The 23,906-nt window shown below is 53.4% G+C and carries 21 protein-coding genes and 1 other annotated feature; of the genes, 7 read left to right on the top strand and 14 right to left on the bottom strand.

Features of this window, described 5'->3' with window-relative positions:
- Positions 1-85 precede the first annotated feature (85 nt).
- A complete protein-coding gene (gene tal, locus COO59_RS10850; RefSeq protein WP_103059817.1) occupies positions 86-1,039 on the bottom strand; it encodes a transaldolase in 954 nt (317 codons plus the stop codon).
- A gap of 207 nt (positions 1,040-1,246) precedes the next feature.
- Between tal and yaaA the strand changes: the two genes are divergently transcribed.
- On the top strand, positions 1,247-2,023 hold the full coding sequence (gene yaaA / locus COO59_RS10845; RefSeq protein ID WP_103059816.1) for a peroxide stress protein YaaA: 777 nt from the start codon (positions 1,247-1,249) through the stop codon (positions 2,021-2,023).
- Between the two features lie 94 nt (positions 2,024-2,117).
- Here yaaA and thrC read toward each other — a convergent pair whose 3' ends face one another.
- The 5 genes from thrC to COO59_RS10820 all read right to left on the bottom strand — a co-directional run bounded on the left by thrC (position 2,118) and on the right by COO59_RS10820 (position 7,840).
- The gene (gene thrC / locus COO59_RS10840) at positions 2,118-3,404 is read right to left on the bottom strand and encodes a threonine synthase (RefSeq protein WP_103059815.1); all 1,287 of its coding nucleotides are present in this window, start codon (positions 3,402-3,404) and stop codon (positions 2,118-2,120) included.
- A gap of 3 nt (positions 3,405-3,407) precedes the next feature.
- Complete coding sequence (thrB, locus tag COO59_RS10835; protein WP_103059814.1) at positions 3,408-4,337, bottom strand: homoserine kinase; 930 nt, start codon at positions 4,335-4,337, stop codon at positions 3,408-3,410.
- A 2-nt stretch (positions 4,338-4,339) separates the two neighbouring features.
- Positions 4,340-6,802: a bifunctional aspartate kinase/homoserine dehydrogenase I gene (gene thrA / locus COO59_RS10830; protein ID WP_103059813.1), complete on the bottom strand. Its 2,463-nt coding sequence runs from the start codon at positions 6,800-6,802 to the stop codon at positions 4,340-4,342.
- Positions 6,803-6,828: 26 nt separating this feature from the next.
- Positions 6,829-6,945, bottom strand: a sequence feature (Thr leader region).
- Positions 6,884-6,952, bottom strand: coding sequence for a thr operon leader peptide (thrL, locus tag COO59_RS10825; RefSeq protein WP_103059984.1), 69 nt, complete (start codon positions 6,950-6,952; stop codon positions 6,884-6,886). Its footprint overlaps the feature before it by 62 nt.
- A 207-nt stretch (positions 6,953-7,159) precedes the next feature.
- On the bottom strand, positions 7,160-7,840 hold the full coding sequence (locus tag COO59_RS10820; RefSeq protein WP_103059812.1) for a tRNA/rRNA methyltransferase: 681 nt from the start codon (positions 7,838-7,840) through the stop codon (positions 7,160-7,162).
- Between the two features lie 614 nt (positions 7,841-8,454).
- Here COO59_RS10820 and arcA point away from each other — a divergent pair.
- Entirely contained in the window at positions 8,455-9,171 is a 717-nt protein-coding gene (gene arcA / locus COO59_RS10815) for a two-component system response regulator ArcA (RefSeq protein ID WP_103059811.1), read from the top strand.
- Positions 9,172-9,205: 34 nt separating this feature from the next.
- Here arcA and creA read toward each other — a convergent pair whose 3' ends face one another.
- Positions 9,206-9,682, bottom strand: coding sequence for a protein CreA (gene creA / locus COO59_RS10810; RefSeq protein ID WP_103059810.1), 477 nt, complete (start codon positions 9,680-9,682; stop codon positions 9,206-9,208).
- A 199-nt stretch (positions 9,683-9,881) separates the two neighbouring features.
- Between creA and robA the strand changes: the two genes are divergently transcribed.
- Positions 9,882-10,760, top strand: a complete 879-nt coding sequence (gene robA, locus COO59_RS10805) for an MDR efflux pump AcrAB transcriptional activator RobA (protein ID WP_103059809.1) — start codon at positions 9,882-9,884, stop codon at positions 10,758-10,760.
- A gap of 34 nt (positions 10,761-10,794) precedes the next feature.
- Here robA and gpmB read toward each other — a convergent pair whose 3' ends face one another.
- Positions 10,795-11,442: a 2,3-diphosphoglycerate-dependent phosphoglycerate mutase GpmB gene (gene gpmB / locus COO59_RS10800; protein WP_103059808.1), complete on the bottom strand. Its 648-nt coding sequence runs from the start codon at positions 11,440-11,442 to the stop codon at positions 10,795-10,797.
- Between the two features lie 50 nt (positions 11,443-11,492).
- Here gpmB and yjjX point away from each other — a divergent pair, with 50 nt between their 5' ends.
- Positions 11,493-12,026 (top strand): inosine/xanthosine triphosphatase, encoded by a 534-nt coding sequence (yjjX, locus tag COO59_RS10795; RefSeq protein WP_103059807.1) that lies wholly within the window; start codon positions 11,493-11,495, stop codon positions 12,024-12,026.
- Positions 12,027-12,032: 6 nt separating this feature from the next.
- Here the strand turns inward: yjjX and trpR are convergent, their stop codons facing one another.
- Together trpR and sltY are read right to left on the bottom strand one after the other, a co-directional pair.
- Positions 12,033-12,353, bottom strand: a complete 321-nt coding sequence (gene trpR, locus COO59_RS10790) for a trp operon repressor (protein ID WP_103059806.1) — start codon at positions 12,351-12,353, stop codon at positions 12,033-12,035.
- A gap of 44 nt (positions 12,354-12,397) precedes the next feature.
- Positions 12,398-14,332, bottom strand: coding sequence for a murein transglycosylase (sltY, locus tag COO59_RS10785; protein WP_103059805.1), 1,935 nt, complete (start codon positions 14,330-14,332; stop codon positions 12,398-12,400).
- Positions 14,333-14,526: 194 nt separating this feature from the next.
- On the opposite strand from sltY, the gene deoR reads away from it, so the two are divergent.
- The 3 genes from deoR (at position 14,527) to COO59_RS10770 (ending at position 18,228) form a co-directional block, all read left to right on the top strand.
- On the top strand, positions 14,527-15,291 hold the full coding sequence (deoR, locus tag COO59_RS10780) for a DNA-binding transcriptional repressor DeoR (protein WP_103059804.1): 765 nt from the start codon (positions 14,527-14,529) through the stop codon (positions 15,289-15,291).
- A gap of 135 nt (positions 15,292-15,426) precedes the next feature.
- On the top strand, positions 15,427-17,094 hold the full coding sequence (ettA, locus tag COO59_RS10775) for an energy-dependent translational throttle protein EttA (RefSeq protein WP_103059803.1): 1,668 nt from the start codon (positions 15,427-15,429) through the stop codon (positions 17,092-17,094).
- A 132-nt stretch (positions 17,095-17,226) separates the two neighbouring features.
- Positions 17,227-18,228, top strand: coding sequence for a zinc-binding alcohol dehydrogenase family protein (locus tag COO59_RS10770; RefSeq protein ID WP_103059802.1), 1,002 nt, complete (start codon positions 17,227-17,229; stop codon positions 18,226-18,228).
- A gap of 362 nt (positions 18,229-18,590) precedes the next feature.
- Here COO59_RS10770 and COO59_RS10765 read toward each other — a convergent pair whose 3' ends face one another.
- From COO59_RS10765 to serB, 4 genes are all read right to left on the bottom strand, one after another.
- Complete coding sequence (locus tag COO59_RS10765) at positions 18,591-19,499, bottom strand: LysR family transcriptional regulator (protein WP_103059801.1); 909 nt, start codon at positions 19,497-19,499, stop codon at positions 18,591-18,593.
- Positions 19,500-20,135: 636 nt separating this feature from the next.
- Positions 20,136-21,368, bottom strand: a complete 1,233-nt coding sequence (nadR, locus tag COO59_RS10760; RefSeq protein WP_103059800.1) for a multifunctional transcriptional regulator/nicotinamide-nucleotide adenylyltransferase/ribosylnicotinamide kinase NadR — start codon at positions 21,366-21,368, stop codon at positions 20,136-20,138.
- A 65-nt stretch (positions 21,369-21,433) separates the two neighbouring features.
- On the bottom strand, positions 21,434-22,816 hold the full coding sequence (radA, locus tag COO59_RS10755) for a DNA repair protein RadA (protein ID WP_103059799.1): 1,383 nt from the start codon (positions 22,814-22,816) through the stop codon (positions 21,434-21,436).
- Between the two features lie 13 nt (positions 22,817-22,829).
- Positions 22,830-23,807, bottom strand: a complete 978-nt coding sequence (serB, locus tag COO59_RS10750) for a phosphoserine phosphatase (protein ID WP_103059798.1) — start codon at positions 23,805-23,807, stop codon at positions 22,830-22,832.
- Positions 23,808-23,906 lie beyond the last annotated feature (99 nt).

Raw genomic sequence — 23,906 nt, 5'->3', positions numbered from 1 at the left:
ATTAGCGGCAAGAATACTACAGGGCGGGGAAGGATGCCTAACGTGAGCTGCCGCAGCCCTGTTTCCGGCTGCGGCAGAAGGGCGATTACAGCAGTTCTGCAATCATTTTTTCCAGTTTGCCCTGGTCAACCGCAAAGTTACGGATGCCCTGCGCCAGCTTATCTACCGCCATCGGATCCTGGTTGTGCTGCCAGAGGAATTCCGCTTCGGTCATTTTGGCCGGACGCGCTTTAACTTCACCGCTGAAGGAGAGCTTGCGCTCGATGCTGCCTTCGCTTTCCGCCAGCTCTTTCAACAGCGACGGAGAAATCGTCAGGCGGTCGCAGCCTGCCAGTTCCAGGATCTCGCCCACGTTGCGGAAGCTGGCACCCATCACTACGGTCTCGTAACCGTGCTGTTTGTAGTACTCATAGATTTCGCTAACGGAAACCACGCCCGGATCTTCGTGCGACGCATACTCTTTCTTATCGGTATTGGCTTTGTACCAGTCGAGGATACGGCCTACAAACGGGGAGATCAGGTAAACGCCCGCTTCAGCACAGGCACGCGCCTGGGCAAAAGAGAACAGCAGCGTCAGGTTACAGTTGATACCCTCTTTTTCCAGCTGTTCCGCTGCGCAGATGCCCTGCCAGGTCGAAGCCAGTTTAATCAGGATGCGATCGTTGCTGATGCCGGCATCGTTATACAGTTTAATCAGGCTGCGCGCTTTCGCGATGCTCGCTTCGGTATCATAAGAAAGACGTGCGTCCACTTCGGTAGAGATACGGCCCGGGATCAGCTGCAGAATTTCCAGACCGATATTGACCGCCAGTTTGTCAGAAGCGAACTGAATTTGTTCTTCTTTATTGCTGCTCTGCTGACGCGCCCAGGCGATAGCTTCATCGATCAGCTTACGATATTCAGGGATCTGCGCGGCGTTAAGGATCAGAGAAGGATTGGTGGTAGCGTCCTGCGGCTGGTACAGCTTCATCGCGGCGATGTCACCGGTATCGGCAACAACGGTAGTCAGCTGACGTAAAGAAGTAAGTTTGTCCGTCATGATGGGTTCTCTTGATATGTAACTGTCAGGGGTAAAATCTGTTGCGATAATATCATGCACATTCCGGCGCGCAATGCACTGATGGTGCGAATCAAAGAGGCCGGGCCAATAGTAATGATTTGCCTGGCCCGGCCTCTTTTTTGCTAACATCGGCGGCCAGAATTAAGCAAAGTTTAAAAACCTGCGGGTTACGCTAAGGAAATATCGATGTTAATGGTTATCTCGCCGGCCAAAACGCTGGATTACACCACGCCGCTGGCGACGCTTCGCTATACGCAACCCGCACTGTTGGAAAAATCACAGCAGCTGATCGCGGTGGCACGCGATCTGTCGCCCGCACAAATCGCTTCGCTGATGCGCATCAGCGATAAGCTGGCTCTGTTAAACGCGCAGCGTTTTAACGACTGGCATCCTGATTTTACGCCGGAAAACGCGCGTCAGGCGATTCTGGCTTTTAAAGGCGATGTGTACACCGGCCTGCAGGCGGAAAATTTCAGCGCAGCGGATTTTGACTTTGCTCAGCAGCATTTACGTATGCTGTCAGGTCTGTATGGCATGTTGCGTCCGCTGGATTTGATGCAGCCTTATCGTCTGGAAATGGGCACCAAACTGGCCAACCCGGCCGGTAAAGATCTCTACGGTTTTTGGGGCGAGACGATCACCGGAGCGTTGAATGCGGCGCTGGCAGCCCAGGGAGACGATCTGCTGATTAACCTGGCGTCAGATGAATATTTTAAAGCGGTACAGCCGGAAAAGCTGAACGGACGCCTGATCAAACCGGTTTTCCTCGATGAGAAAAACGGCAAATTCAAAATCATCAGCTTCTATGCCAAAAAGGCGCGCGGACTGATGTGCCGCTACATCATTAAAAATCGTCTGCAGCAGGCGGAACAGCTGAAGCAGTTTAACCTTGACGGCTATTTCTTTGATGAAGAAAGCAGCCGCGGTAACGAACTGGTGTTTAAGCGCCACGAACAGGCCTAACCCGTAGACAGTCAAAAGCCGCCTGCCGGTGAAGGGCCCCATACGTTAGATGGGTAACGCCTTCTCCAGCGGGCGGCTTTATATAGTTTATGCGTTAGAGCTGGATAAGAAACGCCCGCAGCTCAGCAAAGTCCGGCTTCATTTTATGCGACAGCAGCGGCAGACTGGCGCGTTCCGCCAGCTCAGCCGGCAGCGGCAGCGTCTGCTGCAGAATCTCTTCAACGCTCTCTTTAAATTTTGCCGGATGCGCGGTGCCAAGGAACAGACCAAATTCGCCCGGCTGCAGCTGATCGCGCAGCATACGGTAAGCGATGGCGGCATGCGGCTCAGAAATATAGCCCAGCTGCGCCAGCTCTCGCATCGTGCTGCGGGTCGTTTCATCATCGACTGCGCCAAAACCCAGCTCGTTTAAACGCCAGGTTTTACGGCGGAACAGCTCTTCCACGCGCGGCCAGTTATTCGGCTGGCTGACATCCATCGCGTTGGAGAGCGTGGCGACGGTAGTATTCGGCTGCCATGCGCCGCTGGAGAGAAAACGCGGCACGGTATCGTTCTGGTTGGTGGCGGCAATAAAGCGTTTTACCGGCAGCCCCAACGATTTCGCCAGCAGGCCCGCCGTCAGATCGCCAAAGTTACCGCTGGGCACGGAAATCACCAGCTGATTGCGTTTTTCCTGCGACAGCTGCGCCACCGCCTCGAAGTAGTAGCAGATCTGCGCCAGCAGACGGCTGATATTGATCGAATTAGCGGAATTCAGGCCAATGGCTTTTTTTAGCGCCTCATCATCAAACGCCTGCTTCACCAGCGCCTGACAGGCGTCGAAATCTCCGTCGATAGCGATAGTGTGAATATTGCCGCCCAGCGTACAGAACAGCTTCTCCTGCAGCGGGCTGATTTTGCCCTGCGGATAGAGAATAACCACGCGCACATTTTCCATGCCGTAAAATGCATGAGCCACCGCCGCGCCGGTATCGCCAGAGGTCGCGGTCAGGATGGTGATCTCCTCATCCGCGCCGCTGATATAAGAGAGCATCTGGGCCATAAAGCGGCCGCCGAAGTCTTTAAACGCTAACGTCGGACCGTGAAACAGTTCCAGGCAGGCGATATCTTCCGTGACCGGCGCAACCGGCGCAGGAAACGCGAAAGCGGCCTTAACGCGCTCCGCCAGCTGTTGCGGCGCAACCTCATCACCGATATAAGCGGAGAGGATTTTGCTGCTGCGGGTGACGAAGTCCATCTCCAGCATGGCATCAATATCGCTCAGATCAAACTCAGGCAGCTCCAGCGGAAAGAACAGCCCCTGCTGTGAGCCCAGCCCCTGCTTCACCGCCTGCGCAAAGCTTACCTGTTCGTTGTGGTCCTTCAGATTGTAGAGTTTCATACGTTATCCCAGTTTTCGTGCGCCCGCCGTATCGGCACGGCAAATATGGACGAAGCCTTCATCATTTTGCAGATAGTTTTGCTGCAGCCAGTCCGCCATGCGCTGCGCCGTATCCTGATTATCACAAACGGCGAACAGCGTCGGGCCAGATCCGGAAATACCACAGGCCAGCGCGCCAATATCCTGCGCGGCCTGACGCGCCGCGGCAAAGCCGGGCAGAAGTTTCGTACGGTAAGGTTCGGCGATAACATCGCGCATCAGCTTCGCCGCCAGCTGTGGCTGAGCGGTATGACAGGCGTGAATAAAGCCAGCCAGATAGCGCCCGTGCTTAATACAATCTTCTTTACGGTACTGCGCCGGCAGGATCGCCCGCGCCTCGGCGGTAGACACCTTAATTCCCGGATAGGCCATCACCCACAGCCAGTCATCAAAACAGGGCACCGCCTGACTAATAATCCCGTTCTCTTCCAGCATCAGCTGCAGGCCGCCCAGAAAACAAGGCGCGACGTTATCGTAATGTACGCTGCCGGAGATGCGCCCTTCCAGCTCGCCCATCAGCGTCAGCAGCTGCGTGTCGTCCAGCGGTCTGCCGCAGAATTCATTCATCGCCATCAGCCCCGCCACGACGGAACAGGCGCTGGAGCCAAGCCCGGAGCCGATGGGCATGTTTTTCTCCAGCGTCATGCGCACCGGGACGGTTTTCCCTGTCGCTTCGCAAAAGCGTTGCCAGCACTGATAAACGATATTCTCCTGCGGATCGGCAGGCAGTTTGCTGACAAAGCGCCCCTGATTAATCAGGCTGAACGCATCGGCTGCCTCAACGGTAACGCAGTCGCCCAGCAGGGAACCATCCACCGGCGATACCGCCGCGCCCAGCACATCGAAGCCGACGCTGACGTTGCCAATTGAGGCCGGGGCATAAATTTTTACCATGTTTAAACTCCTAACTTCCATGACAGGGTGCGCAGCAAGTCAGCAAATACGCCCGCGGCGGTGACATCGTTACCGGCCCCGTAGCCGCGCAGCACCAGCGGAATCGGCTGGTAGTAGCGGCTGTAAAACGCCAGCGCATTCTCACCGTTTTTCACTTTATACAACGGATCGTTGCCATCTACCGCGTCGAGCTTCACGCAACAGCGGCCGCCCTCTTCAATCGCGCCGACAAAGCGCAGCACCTTACCGGCCTCGCGCGCCTGCGCAACCCGATCGGCAAAGGTCTTATCCAGCTCAGGCAGACGCTGCATAAAGGTCTCAACGTCAGCCAGCGCCGTGAATTCCGCAGGCAGCACCGTTTCAATGGCAATATCACTCAGCTCCAGCTGATAACCAGCCTCACGCGCCAGAATCAGCAGCTTACGCGCCACATCCATCCCGGAAAGATCGTCACGCGGATCCGGCTCGGTAAAGCCCATTTCACGCGCCAGCTTCGTGGCTTCGGAAAGCGGCATCCCCTCATCCAGCTTGCCGAAAATAAAGGAGAGCGATCCGGACAGGATGCCAGAGAAGCTGATTAACTCATCGCCCGCGTTCAGTAGGTTTTGCAGGTTTTCAATCACCGGCAGGCCTGCGCCAACGTTGGTATCGTAAAGGAACTTGCGGCGCGATTTGGCGGCTGCCGTGCGCAGCTGCTGATAATAATTCCAGGAAGAGGTGTTGGCCTTTTTATTCGGCGTCACCACATGGAAACCATCCGCCAGAAAATCAGCATACTGATCGGCAACCGCCTGGCTTGAGGTACAGTCAACAATTACCGGGTTCAGCAGGTGATACTCTTTTACCAGACGCAGCAGGCGGTCCAGCTTAAACGGCTCGTTTGCCTCAGACAGCGCGCTTTTCCAGTTGCTCAGATCGATACCATGCACGTTGGTCAACAACGCTTTGGAATTAGCGATCCCGCATACGCGCAGGTCGATATGCTTGTTTTTCAGCCACGCCTGCTGACGATGCAGCTGCTCCAGCAACGCGCTGCCGACGCCGCCGACGCCAACAACAAACACTTCAATCACCTGATCGGTATTGAACAGCATTTGATGAACCACGCGCACCGCAGTGGTCACCTCATCGTTATTGACCACCACGGAGATTGAGCGTTCCGACGAGCCCTGAGCAATCGCAACGATATTGATATTGGCCCGCGCCAGCGCCGCAAAGAACTTCGCTGAAATACCGCGCTGGGTACGCATGTTGTCACCAACAACGGAGACAATCGCCAGCTGCTCCATCACATCCAGCGGCTCAAGCAGGCCATCTTTCAATTCCAGATAGAATTCATCCTCCAGAACTCGTCGGGCCCGCGCCTGTTCGCCCTGCGGCACGCAGAAACTGATGCTGTATTCAGAAGAGGATTGGGTAATCAGTACTACGGAGATGCCCGCTCGCGACATGGCGGCAAATACGCGGGCCGCCATCCCGACCATGCCTTTCATTCCCGGCCCGGAGACGTTAAACATCGCCATATTATTCAGGTTAGTGATGCCTTTAACCGGGTTAGCATCATCGCTGGCGTCGCCGCCGATCAACGTGCCTGGCGCCTGTGGGTTAGCGGTATTTTTAATCAGACAGGGGATCTGGAACTGGGCGATGGGAGCGATGGTGCGGGGATGAAGCACCTTGGCGCCGAAGTAAGAAAGCTCCATCGCTTCCTGATAAGACATCGATTTTAGCAGGCGGGCATCCGGCACCTGACGCGGATCGCAGGTATAAACGCCATCGACATCCGTCCAGATCTCACAACAGTCGGCACGCAGGCACGCGGCCAGCACCGCCGCGGAGTAGTCGGAGCCATTGCGGCCCAGCACCACCAGCTCGCCGCGCTCATTACCGGCGGTAAAGCCGGCCATTAAAATTATGTTATCGGCAGGAATATGGCTGGCGGCTATGCGGCGCGTAGACTCAGCAATATCAACCGTGGATTCCAGATAATGACCATGCGCCAGCAGCATGCTGACCGGATCGATAACGCTGACGCGATGCCCGCGCGCCTGCAGCAGCGCCTCCATCATGGCGATGGAAAGCTTTTCTCCCCGGCAGATAATCGCAGCGTTAACGCTGTCCGGACACTGCCCCAGCAGACTGATGCCGTGCAGCATCTGCTTCAGCTGGGCAAATTCGTTATCAACCAGCGCCTGCAGCCGATCCCAGGCAAAGCCAGGCTGCGCAGCCTGCAGTCCCTGCAGCAGCGCGGCAAAAATCTGTTCTGCATCGCTGATATTCGGCAAGGCATCCTGACCGCTGATGGTTTTTTCAATCATCGCCACCAGGTGGTTAGTGATTTTGGCCGGGGCGGAAAGCACGGTTGCAACCTGTCCCTGCTTCGCGTTGCTTTCAAGTATATCGGCAACCCGCAGAAAACGTTCCGCATTTGCCACTGATGTTCCGCCGAATTTCAGCACTCGCATGGTTAAGAATCTCCTGAATTTAAGCCGAAAAAAAAGCCCGCACTTATCAGGTGCGGGCTTTTTTTCTTTTTCCTGTATGCGTCAGCCCGCACCGTTACCTGTGGTAATGGTGGTAGTAATAATGGTGGTGTTCAGGCTGTTTGTACGCATGTCGATTTTGTCTGTCTGTTTCCGTGTCTGTCTGCTTTTCAGAAGTAAAGCAATCGCCTGATGAAGTCAACGGTTTTATCGCCGCTGAAAAACAGCCGCAACCACAGCGGAAACGTCAAAAGCCGCCGCCGCCCGGAGAAATCTGTTACGCCCTTTCCGCTGGCTGGGATCATTAACCAGATTCGCGCACGCAATCCAAATTTTTCTCTAGAGATTTTTTTCAATGTCATGCAGCAGTCGATGCAGCATGGCGCTGTCACGCTGTTCCAGCAGGCCGATACGCTGTTGTAACCAGTCCGCCAGCTTTTCATCATCGGCGACATTCAGCCGTTCCAGCAGCGCCGACAAACGCTGACGCAGCGCATCAAGCTGCTGGCTATCCGCCGCTACGGCCGCCGTCGCGGCCACCTCTCTTAACGAAGCCAGCTGATAGCAATAGACCATCACCGCCTGCCCCAGATTCAACGAAGGATAATCGTTGGCCATAGGAATGCCGGTCAGTAAGTCTACCTGCTCTAATTCTTCATTAGTCAAACCGCTATCTTCCCGGCCGAAAACCAGCGCCATACTGCTTACCCATTGCTGCTTCTCGCGCAAAATCGTTTCTACCTGTTGCGGCGTCGCGTAATAACGAAACCTGGCCCGGCTGCGTGCGGTAGTCGCTACCGAAAAATCAATATCCGCCAGCGCAGCGGAAAGAGAGGGATAATGTTGAATATTATCAATGATGTCCCCCGCCCCGTGCGCCACGATACGCGTTGCCGGATCTCGCCAGGCTTCGCTTTGAACAATACGCAATTCAGAAAACCCCATAGTTTTCATAGCGCGCGCGGCCGCACCGATATTTTCCGGGCGGGCAGGAGAAACAAGAATAAGCGGAAAACGCATATAAATCCTGAAGATAAATTTACGAACGGCCATACTGTGACACGACGGCATGTTAAATAATAGTATCAATTACATAACAAGTTACTAACCTAAAAATTTTTGACGGCAAAAACTGAGATTTAACGTCTTTAAACTGTTTAATTAATCCAAACATTAATAACAAAGAAATATCATAAATAAGATCTTATAAATCAAAATTGTATTTTAATAATTAACTTAGTAAACTTTTATCCACTATCAGTTGGCTAAGACGCGGGTTAAGACCCGATTATTGTGAGCTAAGCTGGCATTCTGATGAGCATTTTTCACAAAAGTGTTAACGTGCTACACTTGATTTGATATAAGTCAACGAAGCGTTGTTTTAATGCTTATCGGTTGTAGTCTGCGCTGTTATGTTGCTGTTAATGCAGCTAGGATGACGGCCATTTGGCACTGCCGAGGCATGCAGGATTCATCCTTATGGCTGAGCTGACAATGTTGTTGACGTTGATGGATGGTGCATCAAGAACATAATTCTGTACTTCAGTTATTCGGGCAAACACTATTTGCTTTGCGGCGTTAACGGCAGTACATCCTGTTTCCGATTTTGTTGGCAAATTTTAGGTAGCGAACTCATGCAGATCCCGCATATTCTTATCGTTGAAGATGAACTAGTCACGCGTAACACTCTAAAGAGCATTTTTGAAGCCGAAGGCTATGAAGTGTTCGAAGCGACGGATGGCGCAGAGATGCATCAGGTATTGACCGATAACGATATTAATCTGGTGATTATGGATATTAATCTGCCAGGTAAAAATGGTCTGTTACTGGCGCGTGAGCTACGCGAGCAGGCAAACGTTGCCCTGATGTTTTTAACCGGGCGCGACAATGAAGTTGATAAAATTCTGGGTCTGGAAATTGGCGCTGATGATTACATCACCAAGCCCTTCAATCCGCGTGAATTAACCATTCGCGCGCGCAATCTGCTGTCACGCACCATGAATCTCTCCGCGATCAGCGAAGAGCGTAAGCAGGTTGAAAGCTATAAATTCAACGGCTGGGAACTGGATATTAACAGCCGCTCGCTGATCAGCCCGAATGGTGAACAGTATAAGTTGCCGCGCAGTGAGTTCCGCGCCATGCTGCACTTCTGCGAAAACCCAGGCAAGATTCAAACCCGTGGCGATTTGCTGAAAAAAATGACCGGTCGTGAGTTAAAACCGCACGACCGTACGGTTGACGTCACGATTCGTCGTATTCGTAAGCACTTCGAATCAACGCCGGATACCCCAGAAATCATCGCCACCATCCACGGCGAAGGTTACCGTTTCTGCGGCGACCTGCAGGAATAATCCTTTAAAAACGGCGAGGCGACTCGCCGTTTTTTCATTTAGCGCCCCACGGCATAATGGGTACCGCACTCAGCGCATTTTTAGGCGATCCTTCCACGATTTTATCTGAATAAGAAAGATAAATTAGCGCGTTCCGTTTTTGATCGTAGAAACGCACAACCTGCAGCTTCTTAAATAATAATGAGGTGCGCTTGCGGAAAACCATTTCGCCCTGCGCTTTCCCCTGCGCAATGCGATCGCTTAAGGTCACCGGCCCGACCTGCTGACAGGAAATAGCCGAGTCAGACGTATCTTCCGCCAGTCCCAGGCCTCCTTTAATCCCTCCGGTTTTAGCGCGACTAAGATAACAGGTCACATTTTCCACTTCCGGATCGTCAAAAGCCTCAACCACGATTTTATGGTCAGGCCCAAACATTTTGAACACGGTATCCACCGAGCCGATCTCTTCGGCGGCCACGCCGGCAGAGAATAAGGTTGCCATTGTAATTATTAACAAATTTTTTATTATCATCTCGTTACCAATAGATATTATTAAGTTTATTAGCTGTTGCGACCCGCTAAGGATAAGCCCGACTCATTTTATCGCTCTCCATTTGTCATGGGTATAGCACAATCTAATAAGTAAAACCTTCAGCGTTTTGTGCGCATTCAGTGCTATGATCCCGCGACCTTGCGTTGCCTGCGCCAATCTAAGTATAAGAGGATGTTTTATGGACCAAGCTGGTATCATTCGCGATTTGCTTGTTTGGCTGGAGAGCCATCTCGATCAGCCCCTGTCACTGGACAATGTGGCGGCAAAAGCAGGTTACTCCAAATGGCATCTGCAAAGAATGTTTAAAGAGGTAACCAGCCATGCGATTGGTGCCTATATTCGCGCCCGACGTCTGTCAAAAGCAGCGGTAGCGCTACGTCTTACCAGCCGTCCGATTCTGGATATCGCCCTGCAGTACCGTTTCGACTCACAGCAGACCTTTACCCGCGCCTTTAAAAAACAGTTTAATCAAACGCCGGCATACTATCGTCGTGCGTCAGAATGGAACGCTTATGGGCTGCGTCCGCCGATTAGCCTGGATAATTCGACGCTGCCGGAAGCGCGCTTTGTCACGCTGCCGGAAACCGTGCTGGTGGGGCAAACGCAGAGCTATAGCTGTACGCTGGAACAAATCTCTCGCTATCGCGATGAGATGCGAAACCATTTCTGGCAGCTGTTCCTGCAGGAAACGGATACGATCCCGCCGGTGCTTTATGGGCTGCATCAGGTACGTCCAAGCCAGGAAAAGGATGACGAACAGGAGATACTGTATACCACTGCAGTACCGTCCGATCAGTTGCCCAAAACGATGCAGTCGACGCAAACCGTACTGCTGGAAGGCGGCGATTATGTCCAGTTTAATTATGAAGGCCCGCGCAGCCAGCTACAGGAGTTTATCCTGATGCTTTACGGCACCTGCATGCCGACGCTGCAGCTGACGCGCCGTCAGGGGCAAGATATTGAACGTTTTTATACGCCCGGCGGCAAGAAACGCTCCGAGCCACCAAAAGAGATCCGCTGCGAATATTTGATTCCGATCCTCCGCACCGACAGCTGATAATTTTTTGGGCCCGCATTGCGGGCCTGTTTGTTTAGCGCTGCAGTTCATCCAGCGCAGGCAGATCGAGATGCGAAATATCGCCTGCGGTTTCCACTACCCAGCCGGTTGCCAGCCAGGCGCTTTGCTGATGATCGACCCGCGACAGCGAACAGTTACGCAGCCGCAGCCGCCGCTCTGCATGGGCAGGTAGCCCCAGCAGCGTGCTAATCAGCACGCCCAGCGCCATACCATGACTGATCAACAGCGGTCGGCTTCCCGCCGGGAGATCAAGGCAGGCATTTAGCGCCTGATGCATACGCTCCGCCAGTTCCGCCATGCTTTCGCCTTCCGGAATGCGGCCATTTTCCGTACCGTTAACTAACGTACGCCGCCAGCCCTCTTCCTCTGCGCTCAGCGTATCGATCGGACGCTGTTCCAGCACGCCCATATTCAGCTCACGTAGCCGTGCGTCGAGCGTAACGCTGCAGCCACAGGCGTCTGCGATAATTTCCGCAGTACGACGCGTACGGCCTAAATCACTGCTGATAACGTGCGTAATTCCCAGCGGTCTCACCCGCTCGCCGACCTGCCGAGCCTGCTGCTCACCTTTTTTAGTCAGCGCGCTATCCGACTGCCCCTGAATGCGCCTGGCCGCGTTCCAAACCGTTTCCCCGTGGCGAACAAGATAGACCTGTAACATGCTTTTTTCCGTTATACTGCGTCAAAATTGCGTAGAAGGTTCAGGTAATTATGTACCATGTTGTTGCTGCTACCACCAATCCGGCCAAAGTTAGTGCCATCTCTCAGGCCTTTCATGATGTCTTCGGCGAAGGATCCTGCCACATTGAGGGCGTCGAGGTCGACAGCGGCGTGGCCGCTCAGCCGCTAACGAATGCAGAAACGCGAACTGGCGCACGCCAGCGGGTAATGAATGCACGTCAGGTCAGACCTGAAGCAGATTTTTGGGTAGCGATTGAAGCGGGCATTGAAGGCGACGACGCTTTTGCGTGGATGGTGGTGGAAGATCATAAGCAGCGCGGCGAATCCCGCTCGGCCAGTTTCACCTTACCTGCGCCCGTCATGGCGGGCATCCATGCCGGTCACGAACTGGGTGAAGAGATGGCGCGCCTTACCGGTATTGATAATATCAAACATAAAGGCGGAGCGATTGGCGTATTTACGCAGGGTTTGCTGACGCGTACCAGCGTCTATTATCAGGCGTTAGTCCTGGCGCTTTGCCCTTTCCATAACGCTATTTATCAGCAGCCGGTCGCACCGCAATAAGCGATATCATTTAATCAACAGCTGCGCATCCAGCCACGCTTTTAACGCGGGCGGCGCGGCGCGCAGGCTATTAGAACCGCGCGTAATCGTCGCAATTCCTACGCCAAGATCGTTTTTTAGTTCGCGTTGGCTCATCTCGCCACGCAGCAGTTCTTCAATGATGCGCAGACGAGTGCCAAAGGCTTCACGCTCGTCCGGGGTCATCATCAGCTGCAGCAGCGGCAGCTGTAAACCCTGCCGGAACGCCTCCTCCAGCAGGCTAACAAAACGTAGCCAGTTTTCATCCTGCGGATCTTCAGTCATCGGGATCGGGGAATGTGGACTCATGAAATTCTTCCGTACTCATTGGCGAGTACGGAAGAATAACATATTCAGTAGCGACGCTGCCACTCGCCGTTAGACAGTAGATTATCCGGTTGACCGAGGAAATGACGATAATAAGCGTCATAAGCCAGCACGTTTTTCACATAGCCGCGCGTTTCCGAAAAAGGAATGGTTTCAATAAAAGCAACCGCATCCAGCTGGCCGTTACTGACGCGCTGCCAGGTGCGTACCCTTCCCGGCCCGGCGTTGTACGCCGCAGAAGAGAAGATCCGATTCTGATCAAACTGCTGATAAACATATTCCAGATACTGAGTGCCGATCTGAATATTGGTTTGCGGATCCAGCAGCTGGCTGCTGTTTACGTAGCCCGGAATACTGTACATCTTCACCGTATGGCTGGCGGTAGCGGGCATCACCTGCATTAATCCGGCGGCGCCCACCGGCGAACGCGCTTTAGGATTCCATGCGCTTTCCTGCCGGGCGATCGCCATAGCGTAGCTTGGCGGGATGGCTTTATCGCGCGTATATTGGGTGAACTGTTCCTGCCACGCCAGCGGGAAGCGCTCGGCGAGATTATTCCACAGCTTGCCGGTTATCGTGGCCTGCACGCTCAGATCCCACCAGCCGTGATTCAGCGCGTAACGCGCCAGCATCTGCTGTTGCGAGGCGGTTTTGCTGGCAACCAGCCGGCTCCACTCCGTACGCGCGAGGTTATCCATTCCCCAATACATCAGCTCACGCACGCGAGCGATTTCCGGCCCGTTATCAAGGCTGCTATCCGGACGCGGCGCTTCATCCACCCGCAGCGGGTATGGCATCCCCAGACGCTGCGCCGCCGCCATCGGATAGAAGCCGCGCTCCTGCATAAGCTTATGCAGGATCTCTTCCGCTTCCTCTTTGCGCCCGCGCTCCAGCAATAGATCGGCCTGCCAGTATTGCCACTCGTCTTTCTGCTTCGCGTCAGGGTCCAGCCGCGCAATCCAAGTATTTAAGCCACGCCGATCGTTATTGCTTAAGGCCAGACGTATGCGCCGCTCAAGCAGCGACGTCGAGGCGCTATTCATAACCACGCTATCGCGCCAGCGCGCCTGTTCGGTCGTTACATCCCGGCTCATTAGCTGCCAGGCAACGGCTTCTTTCAGTTCCTGGATTTGCTGCTCGCTCATCTGCTGTAAGCGTGCCAGCGTGGGGATCATAGCGCGCGCATTTTCCATATCCTCACGCGCCAGCCGCGCCAGCGCTAATGAGGTCGCCTGCCGGGTAAAGTTAGTCGGCCCAACGCCACGGGCGAATGCTTCCACCGTGGCGGGATCGTTTTGCAGCGCGACGATGGCATCAGCCATAGTTTGATAATTGGACGGCAGCTGTTTAGCGAGGAAATTAACCAGGCTGGTATTGCCCGCAACCATCGCCAGACGGATACGCTCCAGCGTGGTAATCGGCGTCTGTTCGCCCGCCGCCTGCCAGGCAGAAAAGAGTTTGTCGCAGCCGTTCGGCAGCGAACTCCCACGTAGCCAGATGGTCTTCGCCCCTTCCCAGGCGACCTGTTGCTGGCCGGTAGCCCATTTGGCGTAATACCAGTTACAGCGGGCGGCGACCGGCTGCGGCTCCTGCGGGCTAAACACCAGCAGACCGCGCCAGTCCTCGCGCCGCGCCAGCTCATTCACAAAGCGTGACGACAGCGTGCGCACCGGCGGCAAAGTCGGATAACGTTTAATAAAAGCGTTGACCGCCAGGCCGGTTTCCTGATCAAGCTGCTGCGACAGCTGGCGATATTCCAGATAAGGATAAAGCGGATAATCTTTCAGGGTCGGCATCAGCTGCGCCACCACATCCATCTGATTATTATCCCATGCCTGTTTAATTTGCTGGTAGCGGCTGCGCTGTTCATCCAGCGAATCCGCCAATACGCTGCCACTGGCGGCAAGCAGACAGAAACCAGCCAGCCAGTAACGCCATCTCTCCTTCCCGTGGGTCACCATACGCTCTCCTCTTCCTGTTATCCGATCCGGCCGTATGGCCTGGCTCCCTTTATGCTAACCAGGCGGCTGGCGTCGTGCCACGTTCTTCACAAAATTTACTTTTTGGCAGGCGATCACAGACGCCGCCCGGCAGCGGCTGACGATCCACTTTTTTAGCGTTAACATAGAGGAAACAGGCAAAAGGGAACGCGATAATGGAAACCCGACGCGACGAGCGCATCAACAAACTGGCGCAGGCGATCAAGCGCATTGATAAAATTCATCTGAAAGAGGCGGCGCGGCTGTTAAGCGTTTCAGAAATGACCATTCGTCGCGATCTTAACGAGCAGCCCTCCTGCCTGGTTTTGCTCGGCGGCTATATCGTTAGCGATCCCAAAAGCGCGCACGGACACTATTTTGTCTCCGATCAGCAGTCGCATAACGTTAATAAAAAACGCCAGCTGGCGCAGCTGGCAGCTGGCCTGATTAAACCCAACGATACGGTATTTTTTGACTGCGGCACCACTATGCCGTGGGTGATCGATGCGATTGATGAGAGTTTACCCTTTACCGCCGTCTGCTGCGCCATCAATACTTTCCTGGCGCTTAAAGAAAAAAGCGCCTGTCGCGTTATCCTCAGCGGCGGTGAATTTCATCCTGACAATGCGGTATTTTCTCCGCCCGGCAGCCAGTCTATTCTTGATGAGATCTGTCCTGGGCTGGCCTTTATTTCCGCCGCCGGCGTTGACTTACACCAGGGCGCGACCTGCTATAACTTCAATGAACTGCCGATAAAGCTTCGCGCTATGGCGCGGGCGCAGCGTAAGGTGCTGCTGGCTGACAGCAGCAAATTTAATAAGGTTCTGCCCGCGCGCATTGGCGAACTGGATCGGTTTGATGCGCTTATTAGCGACAGCGCGCCACCGGAAGCGCTGGCTCAGCATCTGCAGCAACAGGCGGTTACGCTGCTGCTGCCCTGAAAAGACTTACCGCCCGGCAGGCAAACAATCGGCCTGGATGATGGCTGTGATTAAGCAGGGAAAACCGCTAAACTTGCAGTTCTGAGCGGGCGATGTGCCCCGATTACCACCCAGACCATAAGAGGCTCATTTCACGTGGCTCAATTCGTCTACAGTATGCATCGCGTCGGAAAAGTCGTTCCGCCGAAGCGTCACATTCTTAAGAACATCTCCCTTAGCTTTTTTCCGGGCGCAAAAATTGGCGTACTGGGTTTAAACGGCGCGGGTAAATCTACGCTGCTGCGCATTATGGCGGGCATCGATAAAGATATTGAAGGCGAGGCGCGTCCGCAGCCTGGCATTAAAATCGGCTATCTGCCGCAGGAGCCGCAGCTCAATCCGGAACACACCGTACGTGAATCGGTAGAAGAAGCGGTGGCTGAAGTGGTCGGCGCGCTGAAGCGTCTTGACGAGGTTTACGCGCTGTATGCCGAACCGGAAGCCGATTTCGACAAGCTGGCCGCTGAACAGGGCAAGCTGGAGGAGATCATTCAGGCGCACGATGGTCATAACCTGAACGTGCAGCTGGAGCGCGCCGCTGATGCGCTGCGCCTGCCGGACTGGGAAGCGAAAATCGCCAATCTCTCCGGGGGTGAACGCCGCCGCGTCGCGCTGTGCCGTCTGCTGCTGGAAAAGCCGGACATGCTGCTGCTCGACGAACCGACCAACCACCTGGATGCCGAATCCGTCGCCTGGCTGGAACGTTTCCTGCACGATTTCGAAGGCACCGTAGTGGCCATTACCCACGACCGTTATTTCCTTGATAACGTCGCAGGATGGATCCTGGAGCTGGACCGTGGCGAAGGTATCCCGTGGGAAGGCAACTACTCTTCCTGGCTGGAGCAGAAAGATCAGCGTCTGGCGCAGGAAGCTTCTCAGGAAGCGGCTCGCCGTAAATCTATTGAGAAAGAGCTGGAATGGGTGCGTCAGGGCGCGAAAGGCCGTCAGTCGAAGGGCAAAGCTCGTCTGGCGCGCTTTGAAGAGCTGAACAGCACGGAATACCAGAAACGTAACGAAACCAACGAACTGTTTATTCCACCGGGCCCGCGCCTCGGCGATAAAGTCGTGGAAGTTAACAACCTGCGTAAATCCTACGGCGATCGTCTGCTGATTGACGATCTTACCTTCTCGGTGCCGAAAGGCGCTATTGTCGGGATTATCGGCCCGAACGGCGCCGGTAAATCCACGCTGTTTCGTATGATGTCCGGCCAGGAACAGCCGGACAGCGGTAGCATCACGCTCGGCGACACGGTGAAGCTGGCGTCAGTCGATCAGTTCCGTGACAGCATGGATAATTCAAAAACCGTCTGGGAAGAAGTTTCTGGCGGGCTGGATATTATGAAGATCGGCAACACCGAGATGCCAAGCCGCGCCTACGTGGGCCGCTTTAACTTCAAAGGCGTCGATCAGGGTAAACGCGTTGGCGAGCTGTCCGGCGGTGAACGTGGCCGTCTGCATCTGGCGAAGCTGCTGCAGGTTGGCGGCAACATGCTGCTGCTCGATGAGCCGACCAACGACCTGGACATCGAAACCCTGCGCGCGCTGGAAAACGCCCTGCTGGAGTTCCCTGGCTGTGCGATGGTGATCTCGCATGACCGTTGGTTCCTCGACCGTATCGCCACCCATATCCTTGACTATCAGGGCGAAGGTAAGGTGGAGTTCTTCGAAGGTAACTTTACCGAATACGAAGAGTACAAGAAGCGTACCCTCGGTGCGGAAGCGCTGGAGCCGAAACGCATCAAATATAAGCGTATGGCGAAATAAGCCAGGAAGCGGCCTGCGCTTCCCCGTGCAGAGACTTTCCTCAAGAAGCGGCCCACGGGCCGCTTTATTATTGGTACTGTTATCACCCGACTGCGCCCTTCTATACTGACCCATCTGCTAAGGAGAAATCACATGAATATGCGTGCTGTTGCCGTTAATCCACAAAACCCGAAACAGTTTATTGAGATCCAGCCGGAAAAACCGACGCCTGGCGAATACGATCTGCTGGTAGAGGTTAAAGCCGTATCGATTAATCCGGTCGATACCAAAGTACATAAAGGCGTCCAGAAAAGCGGTTTGCAGCAGCCACGTATTCTGGGCTGGGATGCCAGCGCAGTGGTGATCGAAACCGGCAGTCGGGTCACTCAGTTTACGCCTGGGGACGAAGTTTACTACGCGGGCGATATTACGCGTCCGGGCAGCAACAGCACTTACCAGCTGGTGGATGCGCGCATTGTTGGCCGTAAACCGCACAGTCTTGACTGGAGCGCTGCGGCAGCGATTCCGTTAACGGCATTAACCGCGTGGGAAGGCCTGTTTGAGCGCCTGCGCATTCAGGAGGCGACGGCCGAACAAACCCTGCTGATTATTGGTGGTGCTGGCGGCGTGGGATCGCTGGCGATTCCCTTCACCAAACTGCACAGCAAGGCCCGCGTGATCGCTACCGCCTCACGCCCTGACTCGGTGCAATGGTGCAAAGATCGCGGCGCGGATTTAGTGATTAACTATAAAAATATGCCGGAGGAGCTGGCGCAGCACGGCATCAAACAGGTGGATTATATTTTCTGTCTCAACGACACCGATGGCCACTGGGATACCATCGGTAAGCTGATTGCGCCACAGGGCCAAATTTGTACCATCGTTGAGAATGCGCATCCGCTGAATATGGAACAGTTAAAGTTAAAAAGCGCGGCGCTGCATTGGGAGTTTATGTTTACCCGCAGCATGTATCAAACGCCGGATATGGCGCGTCAGGGCGAGATCCTTAACGAAGTGGCTCAGCTGCTGGATGCGGGCAAATTAAATACCACGCTGAACGAAACGTTAAACGGATTAAGTATAGAAACCTTAGCCCAGGCGCATTCGCGCGTGCTGGAAGGCCATATGCGGGGCAAAGTGGTTATTATTTACTGATTGCGCCGATGCGCTGCGCCTGTGACATCAGATCGTTAAGCGCCGTAGTGTAAAACCAGGCCTGCCGTGGCAGTAATTAACGCCCCTTTATTGGGGCGTTAATTTCCTGGCGTTATATAACCGCTATTTTTAAGCGATACCGCTAACCTGTTCCCTCACTTTATTCCTGTCCAATCCGCTGTACTCATACTGCAATATCCAGTGTTTAAATAACGATAACGGATAATAGCTTTATTACTTTTGATTAAAGATAAACGCTATTATTCCTGTTCAGCGTTGCGCCGTAGATAATTCTTGATGAAAATAAAGAGGCTATCCGTGCACGCTTATTGTTTTAATAAAACCCAGCCGGTCGATTTAACTTAAAAATCCAGCAGATCTTTCGAAATATCACGCAGCCATTTATGAGAAGAACAATTATGATAACGCGGGTGCCAGGCCTGAATGATACGCACTTTCGGCAGCTCGAAATCTGGCTTAAAGAAATCTACCTCGATGTTCATTCTCTGTAAGACATCAACAACGTACATTGGAACGATGCCCAGGCTGCCGGTCTGAATAATATTTTCAATAATAGGCAGATAGCCCGCGCTAATACCATGGATTTTACGTTTATAGCCACGCTCGCGGTACAGGCTTTCCATCTCTTCCTTCAGCTTGTTCCTGGGAACGATGAGAACAAACTCTTTAAGGTTTTTCAGGGACTTTTCCATCAGAAAAACAGGGTGGTCTTTATTGGCAATAAATACGCATTCGCTGTAGCCGATGGTGCGTATTTTGACCTCCGGGCTGAGGCTTTTATCCTCCCCGATATAGAGATCGATATCTTCACTGCGTAAGACGCAGGATGCCGCATTATCATAGTTAAAATTGAAGATATGATTGGTGTTCTCCTGGATGCTTTTTTTCATTAGCTTATAGCTGAGCTTAGACATCAGGATATCGTTGGTCACGATGTTAAAAGAACGCGGCAGCTCTTTGCCGTTAAGCTCAATATTTTGGTGCAGAACGGTCTGGATATTATCCAGCAGCTCTCTAAGCTGGGGTTTAAGGCGTACTGCTAACGGCGTTAACTCCAGGCTCATGCCGGAACGAACCAAAAGCTGGTCCTGAAAGGTATCTCTGATCTTATTTAACGATTTACTGATTGCGGGCGGTGTCACATTAAGTTTGTCCGCCGTTTTGCTCACGCTTTTTTCGTTAAGCAAAGTATCCAGGATGGGCAGCAGGTTTAAATCCATTCTTACCAAATGATTAATGTCTTTATGCATATTTTACACTCCCTTGATTCTTCCCGATTATCACTGCGCCACAATATAAAAATTGTAGGTCGATTCTACCTTGAAGGTAATGTACATGATGCCGTCTCACATAAAATGGCTTCAGAAAAAACCATAAAATTATAGCGTTATTAACAACTCCCATTAAAGCAAGCCAAATACAGCAGCGCATTTTGCCACACGCAGAGAAAGCCAAAGCATAGTTAACAATACCTTTACTGCGATTTCATATAAGGAAAAGAAAAATTAATATATACAGGCAACCTTAGTTAATGAAACCCTGACAATATATAAGCTATGTCTCAAGTTAACGTTGCAAACTTACCTCCTGCTTCAAAAAAAACCTCACGTTAGTCAATAATCTAAATAAATTCATTGAGACTCATTGAGACTAACCAGGAAAAATAACCTATATAAATCAATATCTTAAATCAATAATCTCAAAAAAAATTTTATATGGAACGTGTCAACCCACGGCTTCTTTAAAGAAACCATTAAATTAAAATTCCAAAAAAATTGGTTAGATTATTAAATAACTAAGCTGAGTCACGCAAGGCAAAATAGCAATGAGAACATTCCGAATAAAAAGGCTGATGACATAATATAACCATCAGCCGGCAAGCCTTTTTACTTTCCGTTTTCCAGCATATTTCTTACCAGTTCAACACAGCGCAGAAAACGTTGGTCGTAGCTGTCTTCGGTAACATGCTCATATTTTACCTGGTTTTTATTTAGCAATTTTATTAACAGCTCTTGAAACTCGCGTCGATCGACGGAGCTACCCAGGCTGCGCAGGCCATCGGCTACCCAGGGAACATTGTTTTCCAACAGAATCACTAAATCGAAGCGGTATTCGTCAATTAACGCCTGTACGAACGGATGTTCACGCCCTTCGTATTTTTTGCAAAAGGCCTGGGTAGTGATAAAATCCGTATCGATAAAGGCCACCTTATTGGCATATTTCACCGCAAAATCGATATACTGCGCCTGCCCCAACGCAATTTTGTCATAATCGGAATACTGCAACGCCATTTCATCGCCGCCGAGATGAGAGAAGACGTAATCTCGCCCATATTCCCAGGCGCTGGAGGTATTAAAAATATTAGCCAGCTTATTAACTAATACCGATTTTCCGCTTGATTCACCGCCCAGTATCGCTACGGTACGCACAAAGAACGGCTTCACTTCGGTGGGGATATATTCCCAGTAACGAAAAGGATTTTGGCGGATCTGCGCACCGCTGATATTCATAAAAGAACGCTGCGGATCGATAACGATGGTCTCAATCCCCAGATGTTCCCGATACTGCGGCGCATCCAGCTCCTCGCTGGTATACACACAGCCGGGCTCAATCCCCTTTTCCGCCATAAAAGCCGTCATGCCTCGACTCCAGACATCCCAGCCGTGCGGATAAGGCTCCATGCCCTGTTCATTAAAAGCATGGATGCGGATATTTTTCTGATATTTGAAGGTCTGCAATAGCCAGCGCAGGCGATCGCTAACGGTAGGCTGTTGCGACATGGCGCTGTTTTCAAACAGCTGGCGATCGCGCGGCTCATCGTGGCCCATAATGATATGCAGCTCATCAACCTGGCTGCAGGCGCGCTGAATCAGATAAATATGGCCGGTGTGTAGAGGGTAGAACTTGCCGAATACCACGCCGACGGTTTTCTTGCGGCGGGGGAAGTCCAGCCCCAGAAAGCGATGCAGCGCCTCCAGCTTTTGCGCGCTGGGGCTTTTAATTTTGGCGTTAAGCAGCTGGCTCAGATAGCCTTTCGTCATTCCGCTGGCGTCCGCGACCTGCTGCAACGTATGTCCCTGCTGGCGAATGGCGGTTTTCAGATATTCAAATGTTGACATAATGCCTCCTGCAAAAAGGGGTGGGCACTGGCCCACCCCAACGACAGGTTAACCTGCGCTAAAAATTATAACTCATCCAGAATCGCCAGCGCGTCAGCCAGTTTTTTCACCGGGTAAACTTTCATATTTTCCGGCGCTTTTTTCGGCGCGTTGGCCGCAGGGACAATGGCGCGCCGGAAGCCATGCTTGGCCGCTTCGGAAATACGCTCCTGGCCGCTCGGCACCGGCCGAATTTCACCTGCCAGCCCGACCTCGCCGAAAATCACCAGATCGTTGGGCAACGGACGATCGCGCAGGCTGGAGACTATCGCCAGCATTAACGCCAGATCCGCACTGGTTTCCGTGACTTTCACCCCGCCCACGACGTTGACGAACACATCCTGATCCGCCATCTGTAATCCGCCGTGACGATGCAGCACCGCCAGCAGGATCGCCAGGCGATTCTGCTCCAGACCCACCGCAACGCGGCGTGGATTAGCCATCATTGAGTGATCCACCAGCGCCTGGATTTCCACCAGCAGCGGACGCGTGCCTTCCCATACCACCATGACCGAACTACCGGCGGTAATTTCATCGCCACGCGACAGGAAAATAGCGGAAGGATTGCTCACTTCGCGCATACCCTGCTCGGTCATGGCAAATACGCCCAGTTCGTTAACCGCGCCAAAGCGATTTTTATGACTGCGCAACGTGCGGAAACGGGAATCGGCATCGCCATCCAGCAGCACGGAACAGTCGATGCAGTGCTCCAGCACTTTCGGACCGGCCAGCGAGCCATCTTTGGTCACGTGGCCCACCATCACAATCGCCACGCCGCGCGTTTTGGCGAAGCGCGTTAACCAGGCGGCGGTTTCACGCACCTGCGCCACGCTCCCTGGCGAAGACTGAATATCCGCCATGTGCATCACCTGAATGGAGTCGATCACCATCAGCTTCGGCTGTTCCTGCTCGGCAATTATACAGATCTGCTCAATGCTGGTTTCCGACAGCATATTCAGGTTTTCGGTAGGCAAACCAAGACGATGCGCGCGCATTGCCACCTGCTGCAGCGACTCTTCACCGGTGACATACAGCGTTTTCATCTCTGCCGACAGCTTGCACAAGGTTTGCAGCAGCAGCGTACTTTTCCCGGCGCCGGGATTGCCGCCAATCAGGATGGCGCTGCCGGGAACAACGCCGCCGCCCAGCACGCGATCGAACTCTTTAAAGCCGGTTGAGAAGCGCGGCAACGCTTCCAGGCTAATTTCCGACAGCTTCTGGACGCGGCTGGCGCCGGCGGTGCCGGAGTAGCCAGACAGGCGCTCATTGCGCGCCGCAGCCGGCGAGGCCGCCAGCCGCACTTCAGTAATGGTATTCCAGGCGTGACAGGCGCTACATTGCCCCTGCCAACGCGGATAGTCTGCGCCACATTCGTTGCAGACAAAGGCACGTTTTACCGCTTTGGCCAACTCAGTTCCTCAATTATCGCGTCTCGTGATGCAGGCTGCCGCTGAGGATGCAAAATACGCCCATCAGATCGGCATGCCGAATCGTCACTTCAGTTTGTTCATTAACTTTCGGCTTGGCGTGATAGGCAATGCCTAACCCGGAAGCCTTAATCATCAGCAGATCGTTAGCGCCATCGCCAATCGCTACCGTTTGCTCAGCAGGAATATTGAAGCGCTGCGCCAGCTTTACCAGCGTATCCGCTTTATATTGCGCATCAACCACCAGGCCAACCAGCTCGCCGGTAAACTTACCGTCACGGATTTCCAGCTCGTTGGCGACAATAGCGGTAAGATGTAGCTGGTCGCGCAGATATTCGGCAAAGTAAGTAAAGCCGCCGGAGGCGATGGCTACCTGCCAGCCTAACGCCTGCAGCTTATGCACCAGCGTACTTAAACCCGGCATCAGCGGCAGCGTATCGCGTACCTGCTTCAGAATATTGGCGTCGGCCCCTTTCAGCGTAGCGACGCGCTGGCGCAGGCTGGCGGTAAAGTCCAGCTCGCCGCGCATGGCGCGTTCGGTCACTTCAGCCACCTGCTCGCCGCATCCCGCCAGACGCGCGATCTCATCGATACATTCGATCTGAATCGCGGTGGAGTCCATATCCATTACCAGCAGGCCCGGCGCTTTCAGATAGGGAATTTTACCCAGCGGCGCGACGTCCAGACCCATGTCATGAGCCAGACGCGCCGCACGCGGCGTCAGCGATCCCGCCAGACGAAGCACCTGATAATCATCCACGCTCCAGGCGCTGACAATCACCATGGCGGCGCCCAGCTGATGCTGATACGCCGTCAGCGAATCTTTATTCAGCTGGTGCCCGTAAAGCAGCCAGCCGGTACGCCCGGCACGATAATCCAGCGGCATTACTTCGTCACCGCTCAGTGAAAGAGGCAGTCCTGGCCAAAGAGAAACATCGGAAGGCAGGTCGCACCAGGTCAAACGATTAGGCATTACAGCTCCTGTCGGAAAGATGATCGGCTGCCGCCATTAAAGGACGTTCTGTTTGACATCCGTGCCGGGCCACAGCCTGTAGAGAAAACCTCGCAAGAG

Origin of the sequence: Mixta theicola (assembly GCF_002895925.1) — a bacterium.
Classification (GTDB): Bacteria; Pseudomonadota; Gammaproteobacteria; order Enterobacterales; family Enterobacteriaceae; genus Mixta; species Mixta theicola.
The sequence above is the reverse complement of the archived record's forward strand: the minus strand, read 5'-3'. Positions and strand labels throughout refer to the sequence as shown.

Coding starts and splice junctions, on each gene's coding strand:
- arcA (WP_103059811.1), top strand. CDS start 8,455: ATGCAGATCCCGCATATTCTTATCGTTGAAGATGAACTAGTCACGCGT.
- yjjX (WP_103059807.1), top strand. CDS start 11,493: ATGTACCATGTTGTTGCTGCTACCACCAATCCGGCCAAAGTTAGTGCC.
- thrB (WP_103059814.1), bottom strand. CDS start 4,337: ATGGTAAAAATTTATGCCCCGGCCTCAATTGGCAACGTCAGCGTCGGC.
- sltY (WP_103059805.1), bottom strand. CDS start 14,332: ATGGTGACCCACGGGAAGGAGAGATGGCGTTACTGGCTGGCTGGTTTC.
- COO59_RS10765 (WP_103059801.1), bottom strand. CDS start 19,499: ATGCATAAAGACATTAATCATTTGGTAAGAATGGATTTAAACCTGCTG.
- robA (WP_103059809.1), top strand. CDS start 9,882: ATGGACCAAGCTGGTATCATTCGCGATTTGCTTGTTTGGCTGGAGAGC.
- COO59_RS10770 (WP_103059802.1), top strand. CDS start 17,227: ATGAATATGCGTGCTGTTGCCGTTAATCCACAAAACCCGAAACAGTTT.
- trpR (WP_103059806.1), bottom strand. CDS start 12,353: ATGAGTCCACATTCCCCGATCCCGATGACTGAAGATCCGCAGGATGAA.
- thrA (WP_103059813.1), bottom strand. CDS start 6,802: ATGCGAGTGCTGAAATTCGGCGGAACATCAGTGGCAAATGCGGAACGT.
- serB (WP_103059798.1), bottom strand. CDS start 23,807: ATGCCTAATCGTTTGACCTGGTGCGACCTGCCTTCCGATGTTTCTCTT.
- yaaA (WP_103059816.1), top strand. CDS start 1,247: ATGTTAATGGTTATCTCGCCGGCCAAAACGCTGGATTACACCACGCCG.
- gpmB (WP_103059808.1), bottom strand. CDS start 11,442: ATGTTACAGGTCTATCTTGTTCGCCACGGGGAAACGGTTTGGAACGCG.
- COO59_RS10820 (WP_103059812.1), bottom strand. CDS start 7,840: ATGCGTTTTCCGCTTATTCTTGTTTCTCCTGCCCGCCCGGAAAATATC.
- deoR (WP_103059804.1), top strand. CDS start 14,527: ATGGAAACCCGACGCGACGAGCGCATCAACAAACTGGCGCAGGCGATC.
- thrC (WP_103059815.1), bottom strand. CDS start 3,404: ATGAAACTCTACAATCTGAAGGACCACAACGAACAGGTAAGCTTTGCG.
- tal (WP_103059817.1), bottom strand. CDS start 1,039: ATGACGGACAAACTTACTTCTTTACGTCAGCTGACTACCGTTGTTGCC.
- nadR (WP_103059800.1), bottom strand. CDS start 21,368: ATGTCAACATTTGAATATCTGAAAACCGCCATTCGCCAGCAGGGACAT.
- creA (WP_103059810.1), bottom strand. CDS start 9,682: ATGATAATAAAAAATTTGTTAATAATTACAATGGCAACCTTATTCTCT.